This is a genomic window from Mycolicibacterium monacense (assembly GCF_010731575.1).
Taxonomy (GTDB): Bacteria; Actinomycetota; Actinomycetes; order Mycobacteriales; family Mycobacteriaceae; genus Mycobacterium; species Mycobacterium monacense.
On record NZ_AP022617.1, the window covers coordinates 1,054,729 to 1,074,809 of the forward strand.

Sequence of the window (20,081 nt, forward strand, 5' to 3'; positions counted from 1 at the left end):
TGATTCTTGTCCAATGGCCAAACCGCCGTTGTCGATGAAGCCGACCGGCTGGTTCTGCGTGGCGTGGTCGGACGAGGTCGGCGTCGGGGACGTGCGCGCGATGCACTACTTCGGCGAGGAGATGGTGGCCTGGCGCACACAGTCGGGCCGCGTCACCGTGATGAACGCCTACTGCGAACACCTCGGCGCGCACCTCGGCCACGGCGGTCACGTGGTCGACGAGGTCATCCAGTGCCCGTTCCACGGCTGGCAGTGGAACGCCGAGGGTCGCAACGTCTGCATCCCGTATCAGGACCGGCCCAACCGCGGCAGGCGGATGCGGACCTACCCGGTGGTCGAGCGCAACGACGCCATCTGGATCTGGCACGACGTCGACGGCCGCGAACCCTTCTTCGACGCCCCCGACGTGTTCGCCTCGTTCGCCGACGGCAGCAGCGCCGCGGGCTACTACCCGCAGCAGCGGCTCTTCCGCGGGTCGCTGGAGATGCACCCGCAGTACGTCCTCGAGAACGGCGTCGACTTCGCGCATTTCAAGTACGTGCACCAGACGCCGATCGTCCCGGTGTTCACCCGTCACGACTTCTCCGCACCCGTGTCCTACGTCGACTTCACCATCACGTTCGAAGGTGACGAGGGTCAGTCCATCGACGATGTGCGCAGCGGCGTCGAGGCCATCAACGGCGGGCTGGGCATCGCGGTGACCAAGAGCTGGGGGATGGTCGACAACCGCACGATCTCGGCGGTCACCCCCGTCGACGAGCGCACCTCCGATGTCCGGTTCATGGTCTACATCGGACGCACTCCCGGTCGAGACGACCAGCGGGCCGCGGACAAGGCGCGCGGCTTCGGCGAGGAGGTCATCCGGCAGTTCGCCCAGGACATCCACATCTGGAGCCACCAGCGCTACTCCGATCCGCCCGCGCTGGCGACCGCCGAGTTCGAGGGTTTCACCGCGATCCGCCAGTGGGCCAAGCAGTTCTACCCGGACGGCATCGGTGGCAGCGCCGCCGAAGTCCACGCCGCACTACAGAAGGGCTGAATCACCATGTCCGACAGGCTTTCCCCGATCCGGGTCTTCCAGGTCGCGACCGGCAACGTCGGCACCGAGATGATCAAGCGGCTGCAGCACCGGCCCGACCTCGAACTGGTCGGCCTGCACTGCTACACACCGGACAAGATCGGCCGCGACGCCGGCGAGATCGCCGGCATCGACCCGATCGGCGTGACCGCCACCGGTTCGGTCGACGAGATCATCGCGGCACGGCCCGACGTCTTGACGTTTCATGGCGTGTTCCCCGACGAGGACCTCTACGTCAAGGTCCTCGAGGCCGGCATCGACATCGTCACCACCGCCGACTGGATCACCGGATGGCACCGCGACCACAACCACCCGCACCCGTCGGGGAGACCGGTCACCCAGGTCCTGGCGGAAGCGGCCGCACGTGGTGGTTCCACGTTCTACGGCACCGGGATGAACCCCGGCGTGAACCAGATCCTCGGGGTCGTGTGCTCCGCCGACGTCGCCGAGATCGAGAACGTCACGACCATCGAGTCGGTCGACGTGTCGTGCCACCACAGCAGGGACACCTGGATCGAGGTCGGCTACGGCCAACCCGTCGACGATCCGGACATCCCGGGCAAGTTGGAGAAGTACACGCGCGTCTTCGCCGACAGCGTGCTGATGATGGCCGACTGCTTCGGCCTGCAACTCGACGAGGTGACCTTCTCCTACGAGCTCGGTGCCTGCACCAAGGACGTCGACCTCGGTTGGTACCAGCTGCCGAAGGGATCGCTCGGGGGCAACTACATCAAGTACCAGGGCATGGTGGACGGGGTGCCCCGCGTCGAGACGCACCTCGAGTGGCAGATGACCCCGTACACCGACCCCAGCTGGGACATCAAGGGCTGCTACATCACCCAGATCAAGGGCGATCCGTGCATCTACAACAAACACATGATCTTCCCGAAGCCCGGCGTGGACCTGTCCGACCCCGCATCGTTCGCCTCGATCGGCATGACCGTCACCGGGCTTCCCGCGCTCAACGCGATCGCCTCCGTCGTCGCCGCCCCGCCCGGACTGTTGACCAGCGCCGATCTACCGCTGCGCGGGTTCGCGGGCCGGTTCAAGATCTGACGCGCCGAATCCGCAACACACTGTTCACCGATCCGATGCCGACGTCACATGCGCGCCGGCGTGCCGACCGGGCCGGGATCTGCACAATTGAGGCATGGACGTCGAATCCGACTGGTCGCGTACGCCGGCCTGGCGCGACCCGCTGTCGGCCGGGTGGCGTGCGCACCGCCAGATCCTCATGCTCCGGTTCCGGTGGACCGAGCGCCGTCACTCGTCACCGCGCGGCGGTCGCCGGCCGTAGATCCACCGCCTCAAACTGTGCTAGCCGACAGCTACCGGTGGGTAACTTTTTCTTAGGAGAATCGCGTTCTCCAAACGTGACGAAGACCACACATCGCCGTGTTCCGGGTGGGCTTCACCGCGCTGAACAGCGCATTCAATCCACCCTGCCCGGCGTGGCGGTGTGCCGTGTGGTACCGGGTTGCCTAAGAACAGTGCAATAATCGGTACTAAGAGTGACATCAACTTCTATTCGAACGTATGTGGGTCGTCCGCCGACGGCGCGCCGCAGCGCCCGCGAACTGGTGGACCCGCTGCTCACAGTGGGAAAGGCAGGGGGATGGGGCTGAACGGCAACGGCGCCGCACCGCGGCAGAAGCTCGAGAAGGTCGTCATCCGGTTCGCCGGTGACTCCGGTGACGGTATGCAGCTCACGGGTGACCGGTTCACCTCCGAGGCGGCGCTGTTCGGAAACGACCTCGCGACCCAGCCGAACTATCCCGCCGAGATCCGCGCCCCCCAGGGCACCCTGCCCGGTGTCTCGTCGTTCCAGATCCAGATCGCCGACTACGACATCCTCACCGCCGGCGACCGGCCCGACGTGCTGGTGGCGATGAACCCGGCGGCGCTCAAGGCCAACGTCTCCGACCTGCCCCGCGGCGGCCTGATCATCGCCAACTCCGACGAGTTCACCAAGCGCAACCTGGCCAAGGTCGGCTACGACGCCAACCCGCTGGAGACCGACGAGCTGTCCGACTACGTCGTGCAGGCCGTCCCGATGACCACGCTGACCCTCGGTGCCGTCGAGGAGATCGGCGCGTCGAAGAAGGACGGGCAGCGCGCGAAGAACATGTTCGCCCTCGGCCTGCTGTCGTGGATGTACGGCCGCGAACTGCACCAGAGCGAAGCCTTCATCCAGGAGAAGTTCGCCCGCAAGCCCGATGTGGCCGCGGCCAACGTGCTGGCGCTCAAGGCCGGCTGGAACTTCGGTGAGACCACCGAGGCGTTCGCCACCACCTACGAGGTGTCGCCGGCCAAGCTGAAGTCCGGTGAGTACCGGCAGATCTCGGGTAACACCGCGCTGGCGTACGGGCTCGTCGCCGCCGGGCAGCTCGCGAACACGCAGCTCGTGCTCGGCACTTACCCGATCACCCCGGCGTCGGACATCCTGCACGAGCTGTCCAAGCACAAGAACTTCAACGTCCTCACCTTCCAGGCCGAGGACGAGATCGCCGGCATCGGTGCGGCTCTCGGCGCCTCCTACGGCGGCGCGCTGGGCGTGACGAGCACGTCGGGTCCCGGTGTGGCGCTCAAGGCCGAGGCGATCGGCCTCGGCGTGATGACCGAACTGCCGCTGGTGATCGTCGACGTGCAGCGCGGCGGCCCGTCGACCGGCCTGCCCACCAAGACCGAACAGGCCGACCTGCTGCAGGCGCTCTACGGCCGCAACGGCGAGTCGCCCGTCGCGGTGCTCGCACCCCGGTCGCCGTCGGACTGCTTCGACATCGCGGTGAATGCGGCGCGGATCGCGCTGACCTACCGCACGCCGGTGATCATCCTGTCCGACGGCGCGATCGCCAACGGTTCGGAGCCGTGGCGCATCCCCGACATCACCGGGTACGAGCGGATCGACCACACCTTCGCGCAGTCCGGTGACGACTTCGCGCCGTACGCACGCGATCCGGAGACGCTGGCCCGCCAGTTCGCCGTGCCCGGCACCGCGGGTCTCGAACACCGGATCGGCGGTCTGGAGAAGGCCAACGGTTCGGGCAACATCAGCTACGAGCCGAAGAACCACGACCTCATGGTCCGCCTGCGGCAGGCCAAGATCGACGGCATCACCGTGCCCGATCTCGAGGTCGACGATCCGACCGGCGACGCGGAGTTGCTCCTGATCGGCTGGGGCAGCAGCTACGGACCGATCGGTGAGGCGTGCCGCCGGGCCCGGCGCAAGGGCGTCAAGGTCGCCCACGCGCACCTGCGGCACCTCAACCCGTTCCCGGCCAATCTCGGTGACGTGCTCGCGCGGTATCCGAAGCTCGTGGCGCCGGAGATGAACATGGGGCAGCTGGCGCTGCTGCTGCGCGGGCGTTACCTCGCCGACGTGCAGTCGGTGACCAAGGTCGAGGGCATGGCATTCCTGGCTGACGAGGTCGAAGGCATCATCGATGCGGCGATCGACGGCACACTGGGAGACAAGGAAAACGAGAAGGCCACGTTCGCGCGGCTGGCTGCGGCCACCGTGGGAGCTGGCGTGGGAGCTGACGAATGACAACAGCGAGAAGCGAAGCGGATCGCGCCACTCAGTTGATCGGAACCGACCTGAGCCTGACGCCGCTGTCGAAGACCGCGGGGGTGCCCACCACCGACCAGCCCCAGAAGGGTAAGGACTTCACCAGCGACCAGGAGGTGCGCTGGTGCCCCGGGTGCGGTGACTACGTCATCCTCAACACGATCCGCAACTTCCTGCCGGAGTTGGGCCTGCGCCGGGAGAACATCGCGTTCATCAGCGGTATCGGCTGCTCGAGCCGGTTCCCGTACTACCTGGAGACCTACGGCTTCCACTCGATCCACGGCCGCGCGCCGACCATCGCCACCGGGCTCGCGCTGGCGCGTCCCGACCTGTCGGTGTGGGTCGTCACCGGCGACGGCGACTCGCTGTCGATCGGCGGCAACCACCTGATCCACGCGCTGCGCCGCAACATCAACATCACGATCCTGCTGTTCAACAACCGGATCTACGGTCTGACCAAGGGTCAGTACTCGCCGACCTCCGAGGTCGGCAAGGTCACGAAGTCGACGCCCATGGGCTCGCTGGACTACCCGTTCAACCCGGTGTCGCTGGCGCTGGGGTCCGAGGCCACGTTCGTCGGCCGCGCGCTGGACTCCGACCGCAAGGGCCTCTCCGAGGTGCTGCGCGCCGCGGCCCAGCACCGCGGCGCCGCCCTGGTCGAGATCCTGCAGGACTGCCCGATCTTCAACGACGGTTCGTTCGACGCGCTGCGCAAGGAGGGCGCCGAGGAGCGGCTGATCAACGTCCGCCACGGCGAGCCGATCACCTTCGGCGCCGACGGCGAGTACTGCGTCGTGAAATCCGGCTACGGCCTCGAGGTCGCCAAGACCGCCGACGTGCCTGCCGAGGAGATCGTGGTGCACAACGCCCAGATCGACGACCCGGCGTACGCGTTCGCGCTGTCCCGCCTGTCCGAGCAGAACCTCGACCACATGGTGATGGGCATCTTCCGGCAGGTCAACCGGCCCACCTATGACGATGCCGCCCGCGAGCAGGTCAGCTCGGCGCGCGAGGCCAAGCCGCACGACACGGCGGCACTGCAATCGCTGCTTCGCGGCAAGGACACCTGGACCGTCGACTAACGTCGCCCAGGTGACCCAAGGGGCGACGACCTCACCCGTACCGTTGGCCGCAGTCGTGCTGGCGGGCGGGGCGTCCCGCCGTATGGGGCGCGACAAGGCGACGCTGGTGGTCGACGGTTCCACCCTGGTCGAGCACGTGGTGACCACCGTCGGACGGCGTTGTTCGCAGGTGTTCGTGATCGCCGCACCGGGCCAACCCCTTCCCGAACTCGAGGCGCACGTGCTGCGCGACGAGGTGCGCGGGGTGGGTCCACTGTTGGCCACCGGCCGGGGGCTGCGCGCGGCCGCCGAAGCCGGCTGTGAGTGGGCGTTCGTCTGCGCCGTCGACATGCCGTATCTGACGATGGACTTCGTCGACGACCTGGCCGTGCCCGCCGCACGACTCGGCGTCGACGTCGTGCTGCCGTGGGACGGCCGCGACCACTACCTGGCGGGTGTCTACCGGACCTCACTCGCGGGCCACATCTCCGCTCTGGTGGCCGCCGGCGAGCGCAGTATGCGGGCCCTGGTGGACACCGTCGACACCCAGCGGATCGTCATGCCCGAACAGCGGGCGCTCACCAACGCCAACACCCCTGCCGATCTGCCCGTTACCCGCTGATCTCCCCAGCAAATTGTCTTGCCGGGCATGATTTGTTCCGTTGTGAACAATTCGGCGGAATCGCCGCGTGAATACGCCATTTACCGGTTCGTGATCAACGGCGCGAAAATGTGTGGCATCAATGCGCTCGCACCGGCCATTTTTTGGATGACTCTGCTCGAATCCCCTCGCGCAGTGCGGATTTCGGCTCACTGACCGACCGTGGCTTTCGGCGCGGGTGGGTGCTACATTCCGGCGGCAGCCTCGAAAATTGGCTGAATAGGCCGGTGTAGGCCTTTTCGCGGGCGTAAGGGCCAGTCGTGGGCCTCGAAGGGGAGCGGTCATCGACCGGGAATCGAATTGTGCGGCAACGTGATTCGCTGTCTTGCCGGTATGGCTGATCGAAGCGGCACCGCGGCTTAAAGCACGAAAGTAGTTGGTGTGCCACGATATTGGTGGACGGAGACGCGTCGCATCGGCCGGTGCCGGTGAGCGAATCGGTTCATGGGGAGGTGCCCGCCCCGGACCACCGAATCGCCGTCGTGACCACATTTGTGCTGGTCAAACCTCCTGCGACGTGGTCCAGCTCACAAAATGTGCGTGATTTGACTCACGAAAACAGGTCGTCGCATGCGGTCGCGCGCGCCTCGGTGATCATGCGCTGACCTGCGAGTTAAGAGGCTCACAGGCTGTCGTGATCATCTCGTTATCTGCGGTGATCCGGCGTTCGGTGGATATGACTTCTCGGCGAACGCTTTGTAGCGTCCTCGACAGCTCCTGACCCGGAGCAAATAATTCCAAACCACGAACCTGCGCGTGAGTGGGGCCGCGGACGGCGAGATCGCCCAGCGGACGTCGGGCTGAAGTCCGGCGGAGCATGTCGAGCTCCCCATGTCGCACCTGACCGAGACGGTGCGGCTCAGCTCTCCTGCCTGTGCTTCAGGCTGCGCGCCCGGCTTGCCGGGCGTGGATGGCGCGCGCTTGGCGAAAGGAAGAAGTTTTGAAGAACATCCGCAAGACGCTTGGTCTGGCCACCTTTGCCGGGGCGCTCGCTGTGGCTCCGATGGCGCTGGGCGCCGGCACCGCGAATGCGGACAGTGGCGTCAACTGGGACGCCGTCGCGGCGTGCGAGTCGGGCGGCAACTGGTCGATCAACACTGGCAACGGCTACTACGGCGGCCTGCAGTTCACGATGGGCACCTGGCAGTCCAACGGCGGCTCGGGTTCGCCGCACAACGCCTCGCGTGAAGAGCAGATCCGCGTGGCCGAGAACGTGCTGCAGTCCCAGGGCATCGGCGCATGGCCGACCTGCGGTGGGCGTGGCTGACGCACATCGAGACGCAAAAAGGGGCGGCACCGACAGGTGCCGCCCCTTTGCTCTCATTGGCCTCTTACGTCAGATAAGTAACGACTAAAACTTTCGCAACCCTGGTAACACGTGATGTCCGTCACCCGACACTCCCCATAACCGCATCGGGAGAGAGCAGTCCTTCCACCGCGGTCCTGGTGTCAAACGGTCGGGGAAGGACCGCACATGATCAACATCGGTAAAGCTCTCACCCGAGGTATCTGGCTCACCGTCATCGGCGCGGCGTTCGCGCTGGTCCCGACGTTCTTCTCGTCGGCAACGGCGAGCGCCGACTCGGTCAACTGGGACGCCATCGCGCAGTGCGAATCAGGCGGCAACTGGTCGACGAACACCGGCAACGGGTACTTCGGTGGGCTTCAGTTCAAGCCCACCACCTGGTCGTCGCACGGCGGGCGCGGCAATCCGGCCAATGCATCGCGCAGCGAGCAGATCCAGGTGGCCGAGCGCGTGCTCGCCACCCAGGGACTCAAGGCCTGGCCGAAGTGCGGTCCGCGTGGCGTCGCCACCCGCGCCGCCGTGTGGAACAACCCGCAGACCCCCCGGGTGGCCGCCCCGGCCGCCGCACCGCGTCCGGCCACCGGCTGCGCCGCGGTCCGCTCGGGCAGCGTCCTGGGCATCGTGGACCTCAAGCAGCTCTGCTCGACGGTGCTCAGCCCGCTGGGGACTCTGGGTCAGCGCTGAACTCGTTGCCCTGCGGATCGACCAGCGTGCCGTCGGAGCGCATCAGTGCACCGGCGGCCACCAGGTCGTCCACCGACTCCGCCAGCGTCGGCCACCAGCGATTCGGCGTGATGCGCGCATCGTCGACGCGGACGAACTTCCAGATGAGTCCCGGCCAACCGGCGCACCCGTGCAGCCAGCGTGGCGTCTGATCCGGTCCAGGACCGATCCGCGCGCCGACCCTCGCCGCCCACCACGCGGCCAGCTGTTCGGGCTGCGCACTGTCGGTGCACACCGCGAACACCCGGGCAGCCGCGTCGTCGTCGGGCCGACCGGGGAACGCGCAGAACTCGTTGCCCTCGACGTCGGCCAGCGTCACCCAGTCGGGTAGGTGGTCGGCGAGTACCCGGGCGCCGAGCCTCAGCAGCCGGTCGACACCCCGGCCCTCCGGACCGACCGCGACGTCGAGATGTACGCGGTTCTTCACCGTCTTCGGGGCCCGCTGGACCCGGAAGCGCAACAGGCGCTCCTGCTCCGGGCGCCCCAGCGCGGCCGACCAGAACGCCGCCATCGCCGGCGGATCGGCGGCGTCCACCAGCAAGGGCCCCAGCGTGGCGGTCATCCGGGCGCCTCCGGGAGCGTGAATGCCGAGCCCGCCGCGACCGCGGCCAGGTGGCGGCCCAGGACAGCCTCGGGGATCACCACCGTCGCCCTGCTCGCCAGCGCGCTCAGAACGGCCGGGCGCAGATTGACGACGCGGCCGATCAACTTGGACTCCCGGACCAGCGCCCGTACCCGGGCTCGGCGGAAGCCGGCGAATCGGACGAATGCGGTCGCGAAGTCGGTCTCGGTGCCCGTGGCGGCCGCCACGAACCGCGCCAGGACGGCCGCGTCCTCGAGGCCCTGACAACCACCCTGTCCCAGGTGCGGCCGCATGGGATGGGCGGCGTCACCGACCAGGGTCACCAAGCCTCGCGACCAGACGCGGATCTGCTCCCGGTCGTAGAGGTCGTTGCGCAGTACGTCCTGTGCGGCACTGGTGGCCAGCAGCGTGGGGATCGGCTCGGCCCAGCTGCGGTACTTTTCCCGCAGGTAGTCGAGCTCACCCTGCGGTATCGAACCGCCCTCGGCGGTGCGTTCGGTGGCGAACCAGTAGGTGTGGTCGGGTCCCAGCGGGACGTGGCCCACCTCGGTGCCCGCCCCCAGCGTCTGGCCCGCCAACTGCGGGTCGAGGCGGTGGGCCGCGATGCCGCGCCACGCGGTGTACCCGGCGTAGCGGTGGCGCAGCGGTCCGTTGAGGTGGCGGGCCACCATCGAGCCGACCCCGTCGGCGCCGATCACCGCGGCCGCATCGCGTACCGATCCGTCCGACAGCGTGATGCGCACCCCGGCCGGTGTCGTGTCGATCACGCTGGCGGCGACACCGCGTTGCACTGTCCCCGGCGCCAGGGCGCCGGCCAGGATTGCGGTCAGGTCGGCCCGACGGGTCACCACCAGCGGCTCACCCAGGGCTCGCACCATCCGGTCGGCCGACGGCCTGCGCAACCACGTGCCGTCGTGCCACCGCAGCGCGCCCGCTGTCACCCGGCCACCGGAGGCGCGCACCGCGTCGCCGAGGCCGAACGCGTCGAGAGCGGCCAGCGCATTGGGCCAGATGCTGATGCCCGCACCGGCCGACGTGTCCGCCTTCTCCTCGACGACCGTGACCGGGTGGCCGATCCGCTGCAGCGCCACCGCGGTGGCCAGACCGGCGATACCCGCGCCCACGACCAGAATCTGCTGCGACATCGGTCGAACCTAACGCGCACGGTGTGCTACCTACTTGAAGTCATGCCGGACACTGTCTCGCCGTTCGCGGAGCTCGACGCCTACCTCGCACTCCCACGGGTGGCCGGGCTCGCCGTGTCTCCCGACGGGTCGCGGGTGGTGACCACGATCAGCGAGCTCGACGACAAGCGCACCGCGTTCGTCACCGCGATCTGGGAACTGGACCCCGCCGGGAGGCGCCCCGCCCGCCGCCTCACCCGCGGCGCGAAGGGGGAGCGGGCGCCGGCGTTCACCCCGGGCGGAGATCTGCTGTTCCTCGCGTCGCGCCCCACCGGGGATTCCGCCGAGGACGGGGACTCGCCGCCCGCGGCGCTGTGGCGGCTGCCCGCACAGGGCGGGGAAGCGGTCGAGGAACTCACCCCGCCCGGCGGTGTAACGTCCGTGCGCTGCGCCCGGGCCGCGGGGGTCGCGGTGGTGAGCGCGCCGATGCTGGTCTCGGCCGCCGACCTCGACGACGACAAGAGGCTGCGTGCGCTGAGAAAGGACAACAAGGTCTCCGCGGTCCTGCACAGCGGGTATCCGGTGCGCTCCTGGGATCACGACCTCGGACCCGATCAGCCGCATCTGCTCGACGCCGCCGACGGCCGCGACCTCACACCCCGACCGGGCGGCGGTCTGCGCGACGCCGCCGTCGACGTCAGCGACGACGGCAGCTTTCTCGTCACCTCCTGGCAGAACCCGTCCGCCGGGGCGGCGCTGCGCGACACCCTGGTACGCGTCGAGGTCGGCAGCGGTGAGCGCACCACGGTCGCCGACGACCCCGGGGCCGATCTGGGCCATCCGGCCATCTCCCCGGACGGCCGGATGCTGGCGTTCACCCGCGAGACGATCTCCACTCCGCTGCAGGCCCCGCGAATCACATTGTGCTGCCTGCATTTCGGTGGTGAGGTGCGCGAACTGACAGCCCACTGGGACCGGTGGCCGACATCGGTCACCTGGAGCCGCGACGGCGCGAAACTAATCGTCACCGCCGACGACAACGGCCGCGGGCCGATCTTCCTGATCGACCCGGACACCGGCGCTGTCACCAAGCTGACCGACGACGACCACACCTACACCGACGTCGTCACCGCACCCGGCGGTGTGCTCTTCGCGATCCGCCACAACTACGCCGCCCCACCGCACCCGGTGCGCATCGACCCCGACGGCACCGTCACCGTCCTGCCGACCGTCGACGCCCCGAGGCTGCCGGGCACGCTGAGCGAGATCACCGCCACCGCACCCGACGGCGCCGCCGTGCGGTCCTGGCTGGCCCTGCCCGACGGCGCCGGCGAGAACGCCCCGGCGCCGCTGCTGCTGTGGATCCACGGCGGACCGCTCGCCAGTTGGAACGCCTGGCACTGGCGGTGGAATCCGTGGCTGATGGTCGCGCAGGGCTACGCCGTGCTGCTCCCCGATCCGGCCCTGTCCACCGGCTACGGCCAGGACTTCATCCAGCGGGGCTGGGGCGCCTGGGGCGAGGCGCCCTACACGGATCTGATGGCCGCCACCGACGCGGTGACCGCCGACCCGCGCATCGACGGCACCCGCACCGCGGCGATGGGTGGGTCGTTCGGCGGATACATGGCCAACTGGATCGCCGGGCACACCGACCGGTTCGATGCGATCGTCACCCACGCCAGCCTGTGGGCGCTCGATCAGTTCGGTCCCACCACCGACGGCGCGTACTGGTGGGCGCGCGAGATGACACCCGAGATGGCCGAACGCAATTCACCGCACCTGTTCGTGGAGAACATCGCCACGCCGATGTTGGTGATCCACGGCGACAAGGACTACCGGGTGCCGATCGGCGAAGCGCTGCGGCTCTGGTACGAGCTGCTCACCAGATCGCGCCTGCCCGCCGCGGACGACGGCACCGGACCGCACCGCTTCCTCTACTACCCCTCGGAGAACCACTGGGTGCTTGCTCCCCAGCATGCGAAGCTCTGGTACCAGGTCGTCTTCGCATTCCTGGCCCGGCACGTGCTCGGGCGGGACGTCGAGCTGCCCGAACTGCTCGGGTAGCGTCGAAACCATGAGTCCCGCACAGCAGCGTGAGTTCGACATCGTCGTCTACGGAGCCACCGGATTCGTCGGGAAACTGACCGCCGAATACCTGGCCGACCACGGTGCCGGGGCCCGCATCGCGCTGGCCGGCCGCTCGCAGGACAAACTGCTCGAGGTCCGCGAGTCGCTGGGGCCGAAGGCCACCGACTGGGAGCTCATCACCGCCGACGCCTCGCAGCCGTCGACGCTCAACGCGATGGCCGCCCGCGCCCGCGTCGTCATCACCACCGTCGGGCCCTACACCAAGTACGGGCTGCCCCTGGTCGCCGCGTGCGCGGCCGCCGGCACCGACTACGCCGACCTGACCGGCGAGACGATGTTCGTCCGCGACAGCATCGACCACTACCACAAACAGGCGGTCGACACCGGCGCCCGGATCGTGCACGCCTGCGGATTCGACTCCATCCCTTCGGATCTCACCGTCTACGCATTGCACCGCAAGGTGGCCGCGGACGGGGAGGGCGAGCTCGGCGACACCAGCATGGTGGTGCGCACCCTCGCCGGCGGGGCGTCCGGGGGCACGATCGCGTCGATCTTGGAAGTCCTGAACACCGCCTCGACCGACCCCGAGGCCCGCCGGGAGATGACCGACCCCTACACGCTGTCGCCGGACCGCAGCGCCGAACCCGAACTCGGCGCCCAGCCCGACATGCGCTGGCGGCGCGGTGCGGAGATCGCGCCCGAACTGTCCGGCTACTGGACCGCGGCGTTCGCGATGGCCGGGCCGAACACCCGCATCGTCCGGCGCAGCAACGCGCTGCTGGGCTACGCCTACGGACGCAGACTCGAATACTCCGAGGTGATGAGCACCGGGCGCACACCGGTCGCACCCGCCGTCGCCGCGTTGACCACCGCGGGCAGCGCCGCCGTCATGGGTCTCGGTTCGCGCTACTTCAACCGGCTGCCGCGCAAACTCGTCGACCGGGTGCTGCCCGCGCCGGGCACCGGCCCCAGCGAGCAGACCCGCGAACGCGGGCACTACACCGTCGAGACCTACACCACGACCACCACCGGGGCGCGCTACCTCGCCCGGATGTCGCAGCGGGGTGACCCCGGTTACAAGGCCACGTCGGTGTTGCTCGGGGAGTGCGGTCTGGCGCTGGCACTGGACCGCGACAAGCTGTCCGACCTGCGCGGGGTGCTCACGCCGGCGGCGGCGATGGGTGACGCGCTGCTGGCGCGGTTCCCGGGTGCCGGTGTCTCGCTGGAGACCTCGCGACTGGCCTGAGCAGGGGTGGGACCCGGGCGGTAGGCGGTCGCGCCGCTCCCTAGAATTGACGGGTGACCGCCACCCCTGACGCACACGCCGAATCCCTGCCCAAGTCGTGGGATCCGGGGGCGGTAGAGGCTGACATCTACCAGGGCTGGGTGGAAGCCGGGTACTTCACCGCCGATCCGGACAGTGACAAGCCGGCCTATTCGATCGTGCTGCCGCCGCCGAACGTGACCGGCAGCCTGCACATGGGCCACGCGCTCGACCACACGCTGATGGATGCGCTCACCCGGCGCAAGCGGATGCAGGGGTTCGAGGTGCTGTGGCTGCCCGGGATGGACCACGCCGGGATCGCCACCCAGACGCTGGTGGAGAAGCAGCTGGCGGTCGACGGCAAGACCAAAGAGGACTTCGGCCGTGAACTGTTCATCGACAAGGTGTGGGACTGGAAGCGGGAGTCCGGCGGCACCATCGGTGCGCAGATGCGCAGGCTCGGCGACGGCGTCGACTGGAGCCGCGACCGCTTCACCATGGACGACGGGCTCTCCCGCGCGGTGCGGACCATCTTCAAGAAGCTCTACGACGCCGGTCTGATCTACCAGGCCGAACGCCTGGTCAACTGGTCGCCGGTGCTGGAGACGGCGATCAGCGACCTCGAGGTCAAGTACGAAGACGTCGAGGGTGAGCTGGTGTCGTTCCGCTACGGCTCTTTGGATGACGCACAGCCCCACATCATCGTCGCCACCACCCGCGTGGAGACGATGCTCGGCGACACCGCGATCGCCGTCCACCCCGACGACGACCGCTACCGCCACCTCGTCGGCACCTCGCTGCCGCACCCGTTCCTGGATCGTCGCATCGTCATCGTCGCCGACACCCACGTCGATCCCGAATTCGGAACCGGCGCAGTGAAAGTCACACCCGCACACGACCCCAACGACTTCGAGATCGGGCTTCGGCATTCGCTGCCGATGCCCTCGATCATGGACACGAAGGGCCGGATCGCGAACACCGACACCCAGTTCGACGGGATGGACCGGTTCGAGGCGCGGGTCAAGGTCCGCGAGGCGCTGGCCGACCAGGGCCGCATCGTCGCCGAGAAGCGGCCCTATCTGCACAGTGTCGGACACTCCGAACGCAGCGGTGAGCCGATCGAACCGCGGCTGTCGCTGCAGTGGTGGGTCAAGGTCGAGTCGCTGGCCAAGGCCGCCGGCGACGCGGTCCGCAACGGACACACCGTCATTCACCCGCCCAGCCTGGAGCCGCGATGGTTCGCGTGGGTGGACAACATGCACGACTGGTGCATCTCCCGGCAGCTGTGGTGGGGCCACCGGATCCCGATCTGGCACGGTCCCAACGGGGAAACCGTCTGCGTCGGACCGGACGAGACCCCGCCCGACGGCTGGGAGCAGGATCCCGACGTGCTCGACACCTGGTTCTCCTCGGCGTTGTGGCCGTTCTCCACCATGGGCTGGCCCGACCGGACCCCGGAGCTGGCGAAGTTCTACCCGACCACGGTGCTCGTCACCGGCTACGACATCCTGTTCTTCTGGGTGGCGCGGATGATGATGTTCGGCACCTTCGTCGCCGACGATCCCGCGCTCACGCTCGACGGACAGCGCACGGCCGACGTGCCGTTCGAGAATGTGTTCCTGCACGGGCTGATCCGCGACGAACACGGTCGCAAGATGAGCAAGTCCCGCGGCAACGGCATCGACCCGCTCGACTGGGTGGAGACCTTCGGCGCCGACGCGCTGCGCTTCACGCTCGCCCGCGGTGCCAGCCCCGGCGGTGACCTGGCGATCGGCGAGGACCACGCGCGCGCATCGCGGAACTTCGCCACGAAACTGTTCAACGCCACGCGGTTCGCGTTGATGAACGGCGCCGCCCCGGCGCCGCTTCCGGACGTCGCGGCGCTCACCGACGCCGACCGGTGGATCCTGGGCCGTCTCGAAGAGGTGCGCGCGGAGGTCGACGCCGCATTCGAGGCCTACGAGTTCAGCCGGGCGTGTGAATCGCTGTACCACTTCGCGTGGGACGAGTTCTGCGACTGGTATGTCGAGCTGGCGAAAGTCCAGTTGGGCGAGGGTGTTTCACATACAACAGCGGTGTTGGCCGCGGTTCTGGACACCCTGCTCAAACTGCTGCACCCGGTGATGCCGTTCGTCACCGAGGTGCTGTGGAAGACGCTGACCGGTGGTGCGTCGCTGGTCGTCGCCGACTGGCCGGAGCCGTCCGGCTTCGTTGCGGACGTCGCTGCGGCGCAACGCATCTCCGACACGCAGAAGCTGATCACCGAAGTGCGCCGGTTCCGCAGTGATCAGGGGCTGGCCGACCGGCAGCGGGTGCCGGCCAGGTTGTCCGACATCGGGGCGGCCCGATTGGACGAGCACGTTCCCGCGGTGCGCGCACTCGCGTGGCTGACCGAGGCCGGTGACGGATTCACCCCCTCGGCGTCGGTGGAGGTGCGGCTGTCGGCTGCGACGGTCGTGGTGGAGGTGGACACCTCCGGCACCGTCGACGTCGCCGCCGAACGCCGCCGGCTCGAGAAGGACCTCGCCGCCGCGGAGAAAGAACTCAAGGGGACGGCTGCGAAACTCGGCAACGACGCCTTCCTCGCCAAGGCGCCCGCGGAGGTGGTCGACAAGATCCGCGGCCGCCAGCAGGTGGCGCGCGAGGAGGTCGAGCGCATCACGGCTCGCCTGAGCGCGTTGCGATGAGCCGGCCCGAGCCCACCCCCGACGAGATCGCGGCGCTGCTGCAGGTCGAGCACCTGCTCGACGCCCGCTGGCCGGAAACCAAGATCGAGCCGAGCACCGCGCGGATCAGCGCGCTGCTCGAGATGCTCGGCAACCCCCAGCGCGGCTATCCGTCGATCCACATTGCGGGCACGAACGGCAAGACGTCGGTGGCCCGGATGGTCGATGCGTTGCTGACCGCGCTCAGCCGGCGCACCGGACGCACCACCAGCCCGCATCTGCAGTCGGCGGTCGAGCGCATCGCCATCGACGGCGAACCGATCTCCCCGGCCCGATATGTCGAGGTCTACCGCGAGATCGAACCGTTCGTCCTGATGGTCGACGAACGGTCCGAAGAGGCAGGCGGACCGCGGCTGAGCAAGTTCGAGGTGCTCACCGCGATGGCCTTCGCCGCATTCGCCGACGCACCCGTGGACGTCGCGGTCGTGGAGGTCGGTATGGGTGGCCGGTGGGATGCGACCAACGTGGTCAACGCCCCGGTCGCGGTGATCACGCCGATCGGCATCGACCACGCCGACTACCTCGGGGACACGATCGCCGAGATCGCGGGGGAGAAGGCGGGCATCATCACCCGCCAGCCCGACGACCTCGTCCCGACGGACACGGTCGCGGTGATCGGGCGCCAGGCACCCGAGGCCATGGAGGTGCTGCTGGCCCAGGCCGTCCGCGCGGACGCCGCGGTGGCCCGCGAGGACTCCGAATTCGCGGTGCTGTCCCGCCAGGTCGCCGTCGGCGGCCAGCTTCTCGAACTGCAGGGCCTCGGCGGTGTGTACCCGGAGATCTTCCTGCCGCTGCACGGTGAACACCAGGCCCACAACGCGATACTCGCCCTAGCCGCGGTCGAGGCGTTCTTCGGCGCGGGCGCGGAGCGCCAACTCGACATCGACGCCGTGCGGGCCGGATTCGCCGCCGCAGCCAGTCCCGGCCGGTTGGAGCGGCTGCGCAGCGCGCCGACGGTGTTCATCGACGCCGCGCACAACCCCGCGGGCGCCGCCGCGCTCGCCGATGCGCTGCAGACCGAATTCGACTTCCGTTTCCTGGTCGGGGTGGTGTCGGTGATGGGGGACAAGGACGTCGACGGCATCCTCGCGGCGCTGGAACCGGCGTTCGACCAGATCGTCGTCACCCACAACGGTTCGCCGCGCGCGCTCGACGTCGAGGCGCTCGCCGTACGCGCCGAGGAGCGTTTCGGCCCGGAACGGGTGATCCGGGCGGCCACGCTGCCGGACGCCATCGAGACGGCCACCGCGGTGGTCGAGGACTCCGGCGGCGAAGGACTCGCCGGTGCCGGGATGGTCATCACCGGGTCCGTGGTCACCGCGGGTGCCGCGAGGACCCTGTTCGGACGGGATCCGCAATGAGCGAGCAGACCCCGTCCGGTCAGCCCCAGGCGCCCGACCCGTGGCGCAGCTTCCGCGGCGTGATGGCCGGCACGCTCATCCTCGAGGCCATCGTCGTACTACTGGCGCTGCCGGTGGTGGGTTCGGTCGGTGGCGGGCTGACCGCGGCGTCGACGGGCTACCTGATCGGCTTCGCGGTCGTGCTCGTGCTGATGTCCGGGATCCAAGGGCGGCCGTGGGCGATCTGGGCCAACCTCGCAGTGCAGGTGGGCCTGATCGCGGGATGGGCCGTCTATCCCGGGGTGGGGATCATCGGCGTCATCTTCGCGGTGGTCTGGTTGATGATCGTCTACCTGCGCGCGGAGGTGTTGCGTAGGCAGAAGCGCGGACTGCTGCCGGGCCAGCAGCCGCGCGAGTAGGCCGCTAGGTGGTCACGTCGACCGCTTCGTCCGCGGCGGTGACCCGCCGGGTCGGCACCGTCGCCGCGGCCGCCAACGACAGTGCGGCGACGACGAAGCACGCGACGGTGTACCAGAGGCTGCCGATCGGATCGCCGTCGGCGGTGACACCGTCGACCGCGCCGAAGAAGGCCGGCAGCGCGGTGAGCCACAGTACGGCCATCACCGCGAGGTACACGCCGGCGTAACCGAAAATCAGTGTGGGCGACGGGTCTCGGTGTGGCCGGCCCGCGCGTAGGCGCCGCCACTGCGCGGCCAGCACCGCCGCCGAGATGACGCTCAGGACAACCAGTTCGAGCGCGTACACGACGCCGCCGACGTCGGTGCTGCCCGAGACGCCACCGGCGATGGTCGCGGGCAGCGGCAGCACGAAGGTACCGACCGACGCCAGCACACCGACCACGACCGTGCGCAGCACCAGGCTTCCCCCGGAGAAGCTGCGGCCCGCATCGACGTGGCGTCCGACGAAGAACTGCACGCAGAACGCCAGCGACGTCGGCCACAGCGCCGCGAACACCACCACGCTGGGCAACGGCACGGAGGCGAAGAACGGTTGGTTGAGCGGGTTGTCCAGAGTCCACTCCCACCACCGCAACTGCGGGCCGAGGTGGTCGAAGATCTCGTAGAACGCGTGGTGGACGAACCCGACGCACAGCGCGCCGACGAAAGTGCCGTAGCGGCGGAAAACGCCGAGCCGGCGGACGATCTCGAAGGAGACCGTCGCCATCATCGGATAGATCGCGACGATGTACAGCGGCAGTCGGCCCCACAGGAACTCCACCGTGAACACGTTGTGGGCGAACATCGTGTCGACGTGCTCGTCGATGCCGAACGCCGACGGGAAGTACAGCGGCGGTTCGATGATCAGCAGATAGGCGATCGCGCCGAACCACAGCACCAGGTTCGTGGGATCGCCGTGCCGGCGCAGGCGGTTGATCGCGTACACCAGCGTCAGCACCGCGCCGACGACGATCAGGACCTCGAGCACCGGCAGCGTCCAGTTCTCCAACCCGAACGGATTGCGGAACTCGACCAGACCGCCCGCCTCGTCGCACGAGAAGCCGAGCCGCTCAGCCAGATCGGCGAAGGTGGGGGAACACAGATCAGACATGGGCGTCGCTCTCGTTCGTCGCCGCGGTGTACCAGCGGGTGACCTCGTAACCGGCGTCGTATCGATCGAACCACTTCTGGGCCAGATCGGGCAGCGCCTCCTGCGCGGGATCGTGGCCGGGTATCTGGCTGCGCACGACACCGGTCAGGGCGGTGAGCATCTCGCGTTTGGGCAGGCGGGCGAAGGCGTTGGCGACCGGACCGTCATACGGCGCCGTCACGAGTGGAAGTCGCTGCAGCAGAGCCTTTTTCCGCGCCTGCATGCCGAACATCGAGATCGCGTCGATCCGCCGGTCCTCGAGAGGGACGTGCACGTTGAAGCCCGCGCAGGCGATCTTGAGCGCGGCCCACACGTGGGCGAAGACCGACGGCGCCACCCGCATGCGGTACCAGGGGCTGGCGACCACCGCGTCGTAGATCGTCAGCGCGGAACTGCGGTGTTCGACCTCCTCGACGAAGTGCCACAGGAACAGCGAGGCCACCCGGTCGTCGCCCGGGGCGAACAGGGTGGCGTCGTTGTCGAGCATCAGTTTGAACGCCGGGGTGAAGGTGGCCTCGAGATCGGCGGTGTAGGCGAGCCGGTACTCGAGGGGGGTGTTGGCCGTCAGGTCGTCGTAGGAGGCGATCACCTCGTCGAGGGTCTGCTTGAGGCCCGGGTACTGCTTGATCAGCGCCTTGGTGTGCTGGCGGTGGGCCATCGAGTGCTGGCCTTCCTGCCGGGTGAAGGCGTCGGCCTCGGCGGCCACCACGGGATCGGTGATCCGCGGCATCACCTCGGGGACCATCGCGCCGATCATCTTCTCGAACGCCACCGCGAGGAACGAGACGGCGTTGGCCATCGACGAGAACGCGGGGTTGTCCTCGTTCCAGCAGAACGGAACCGGCGATTCGGCGAACGCGAAACGCATCTTGCGGACGATCAGCTCGGACATCGACGCCCCTCTGTAATCATACAAACACTACGATCTCTGTATGTTTGTATGTTCAGGCG

Annotated in this window: 17 protein-coding genes; 13 read left to right on the forward strand and 4 right to left on the reverse strand. The window is 68.6% G+C overall.

The window, feature by feature from the left end; all coding sequences use genetic code 11:
* The first annotated feature begins 13 nt into the window (after positions 1-13).
* From G6N49_RS05105 to G6N49_RS05140, 8 genes are all read left to right on the forward strand, one after another.
* Complete coding sequence (locus G6N49_RS05105) at positions 14-1,039, forward strand: Rieske 2Fe-2S domain-containing protein (RefSeq protein ID WP_011560951.1); 1,026 nt, start codon at positions 14-16, stop codon at positions 1,037-1,039.
* A gap of 6 nt (positions 1,040-1,045) precedes the next feature.
* A complete protein-coding gene (locus G6N49_RS05110; RefSeq protein WP_011560950.1) occupies positions 1,046-2,134 on the forward strand; it encodes an NAD(P)H-dependent amine dehydrogenase family protein in 1,089 nt (362 codons plus the stop codon).
* A gap of 94 nt (positions 2,135-2,228) precedes the next feature.
* Positions 2,229-2,375, forward strand: a complete 147-nt coding sequence (locus G6N49_RS05115; RefSeq protein WP_163647400.1) for a hypothetical protein — start codon at positions 2,229-2,231, stop codon at positions 2,373-2,375.
* A 318-nt stretch (positions 2,376-2,693) separates the two neighbouring features.
* Positions 2,694-4,625, forward strand: a complete 1,932-nt coding sequence (locus G6N49_RS05120; protein WP_011856160.1) for a 2-oxoacid:acceptor oxidoreductase subunit alpha — start codon at positions 2,694-2,696, stop codon at positions 4,623-4,625.
* Entirely contained in the window at positions 4,622-5,728 is a 1,107-nt protein-coding gene (locus tag G6N49_RS05125) for a 2-oxoacid:ferredoxin oxidoreductase subunit beta (RefSeq protein WP_011560948.1), read from the forward strand. The genes G6N49_RS05120 and G6N49_RS05125 overlap by 4 nt, the downstream gene beginning before the upstream one ends.
* A gap of 10 nt (positions 5,729-5,738) precedes the next feature.
* Positions 5,739-6,329 (forward strand): molybdenum cofactor guanylyltransferase, encoded by a 591-nt coding sequence (mobA, locus tag G6N49_RS05130; protein ID WP_011560947.1) that lies wholly within the window; start codon positions 5,739-5,741, stop codon positions 6,327-6,329.
* 979 nt (positions 6,330-7,308) lie between these two features.
* A complete protein-coding gene (locus tag G6N49_RS05135) occupies positions 7,309-7,635 on the forward strand; it encodes a transglycosylase family protein (protein ID WP_064875025.1) in 327 nt (108 codons plus the stop codon).
* 207 nt (positions 7,636-7,842) lie between these two features.
* Positions 7,843-8,358: a transglycosylase family protein gene (locus G6N49_RS05140; protein ID WP_011560945.1), complete on the forward strand. Its 516-nt coding sequence runs from the start codon at positions 7,843-7,845 to the stop codon at positions 8,356-8,358.
* On the opposite strand, the gene G6N49_RS05145 is transcribed toward G6N49_RS05140, so the two are convergent.
* Both G6N49_RS05145 and G6N49_RS05150 read right to left on the reverse strand, forming a co-directional pair.
* Positions 8,327-8,959, reverse strand: coding sequence for a VOC family protein (locus tag G6N49_RS05145; RefSeq protein WP_011856159.1), 633 nt, complete (start codon positions 8,957-8,959; stop codon positions 8,327-8,329). The genes G6N49_RS05140 and G6N49_RS05145 overlap by 32 nt on opposite strands.
* Positions 8,956-10,125, reverse strand: a complete 1,170-nt coding sequence (locus tag G6N49_RS05150; RefSeq protein ID WP_011856158.1) for an FAD-dependent monooxygenase — start codon at positions 10,123-10,125, stop codon at positions 8,956-8,958. The genes G6N49_RS05145 and G6N49_RS05150 overlap by 4 nt, the downstream gene beginning before the upstream one ends.
* 42 nt (positions 10,126-10,167) lie before the next feature.
* On the opposite strand from G6N49_RS05150, the gene G6N49_RS05155 reads away from it, so the two are divergent.
* From G6N49_RS05155 to G6N49_RS05175, 5 genes are read left to right on the forward strand one after another with little or no spacing between them, the layout of a single operon-like run.
* Complete coding sequence (locus tag G6N49_RS05155) at positions 10,168-12,168, forward strand: S9 family peptidase (RefSeq protein ID WP_011856157.1); 2,001 nt, start codon at positions 10,168-10,170, stop codon at positions 12,166-12,168.
* 10 nt (positions 12,169-12,178) lie between these two features.
* Complete coding sequence (locus tag G6N49_RS05160; RefSeq protein ID WP_011856156.1) at positions 12,179-13,438, forward strand: saccharopine dehydrogenase family protein; 1,260 nt, start codon at positions 12,179-12,181, stop codon at positions 13,436-13,438.
* Positions 13,439-13,491: 53 nt separating this feature from the next.
* On the forward strand, positions 13,492-16,143 hold the full coding sequence (locus tag G6N49_RS05165) for a valine--tRNA ligase (RefSeq protein WP_011856155.1): 2,652 nt from the start codon (positions 13,492-13,494) through the stop codon (positions 16,141-16,143).
* Positions 16,140-17,543: a bifunctional tetrahydrofolate synthase/dihydrofolate synthase gene (folC, locus tag G6N49_RS05170; protein ID WP_011856154.1), complete on the forward strand. Its 1,404-nt coding sequence runs from the start codon at positions 16,140-16,142 to the stop codon at positions 17,541-17,543. The genes G6N49_RS05165 and folC overlap by 4 nt, the downstream gene beginning before the upstream one ends.
* The gene (locus tag G6N49_RS05175; RefSeq protein ID WP_011560938.1) at positions 17,540-17,941 is read left to right on the forward strand and encodes a DUF4233 domain-containing protein; all 402 of its coding nucleotides are present in this window, start codon (positions 17,540-17,542) and stop codon (positions 17,939-17,941) included. Before folC ends, G6N49_RS05175 begins: the two co-directional genes overlap by 4 nt.
* 4 nt (positions 17,942-17,945) lie before the next feature.
* On the opposite strand, the gene G6N49_RS05180 is transcribed toward G6N49_RS05175, so the two are convergent.
* Positions 17,946-19,091, reverse strand: coding sequence for a DUF7802 domain-containing protein (locus tag G6N49_RS05180; protein WP_011856153.1), 1,146 nt, complete (start codon positions 19,089-19,091; stop codon positions 17,946-17,948).
* Positions 19,084-20,022 carry a metal-dependent hydrolase gene (locus tag G6N49_RS05185; RefSeq protein WP_011856152.1) on the reverse strand — a complete coding sequence of 313 codons (939 nt, stop codon included), beginning with the start codon at positions 20,020-20,022 and terminating at the stop codon, positions 19,084-19,086. Before G6N49_RS05185 ends, G6N49_RS05180 begins: the two co-directional genes overlap by 8 nt.
* Positions 20,023-20,081 lie beyond the last annotated feature (59 nt).

Bases quoted from the DNA above. Each gene is read 5' to 3' on its own strand.
- G6N49_RS05140 (WP_011560945.1), top strand. From the start codon at position 7,843: ATGATCAACATCGGTAAAGCTCTCACCCGAGGTATCTGGCTCACCGTC.
- G6N49_RS05125 (WP_011560948.1), top strand. From the start codon at position 4,622: ATGACAACAGCGAGAAGCGAAGCGGATCGCGCCACTCAGTTGATCGGA.
- G6N49_RS05145 (WP_011856159.1), bottom strand. From the start codon at position 8,959: ATGACCGCCACGCTGGGGCCCTTGCTGGTGGACGCCGCCGATCCGCCG.
- G6N49_RS05180 (WP_011856153.1), bottom strand. From the start codon at position 19,091: ATGTCTGATCTGTGTTCCCCCACCTTCGCCGATCTGGCTGAGCGGCTC.
- folC (WP_011856154.1), top strand. From the start codon at position 16,140: ATGAGCCGGCCCGAGCCCACCCCCGACGAGATCGCGGCGCTGCTGCAG.
- G6N49_RS05105 (WP_011560951.1), top strand. From the start codon at position 14: ATGGCCAAACCGCCGTTGTCGATGAAGCCGACCGGCTGGTTCTGCGTG.
- G6N49_RS05185 (WP_011856152.1), bottom strand. From the start codon at position 20,022: ATGTCCGAGCTGATCGTCCGCAAGATGCGTTTCGCGTTCGCCGAATCG.
- G6N49_RS05120 (WP_011856160.1), top strand. From the start codon at position 2,694: ATGGGGCTGAACGGCAACGGCGCCGCACCGCGGCAGAAGCTCGAGAAG.
- G6N49_RS05155 (WP_011856157.1), top strand. From the start codon at position 10,168: ATGCCGGACACTGTCTCGCCGTTCGCGGAGCTCGACGCCTACCTCGCA.
- G6N49_RS05175 (WP_011560938.1), top strand. From the start codon at position 17,540: ATGAGCGAGCAGACCCCGTCCGGTCAGCCCCAGGCGCCCGACCCGTGG.
- G6N49_RS05150 (WP_011856158.1), bottom strand. From the start codon at position 10,125: ATGTCGCAGCAGATTCTGGTCGTGGGCGCGGGTATCGCCGGTCTGGCC.
- G6N49_RS05110 (WP_011560950.1), top strand. From the start codon at position 1,046: ATGTCCGACAGGCTTTCCCCGATCCGGGTCTTCCAGGTCGCGACCGGC.
- G6N49_RS05160 (WP_011856156.1), top strand. From the start codon at position 12,179: ATGAGTCCCGCACAGCAGCGTGAGTTCGACATCGTCGTCTACGGAGCC.
- G6N49_RS05115 (WP_163647400.1), top strand. From the start codon at position 2,229: ATGGACGTCGAATCCGACTGGTCGCGTACGCCGGCCTGGCGCGACCCG.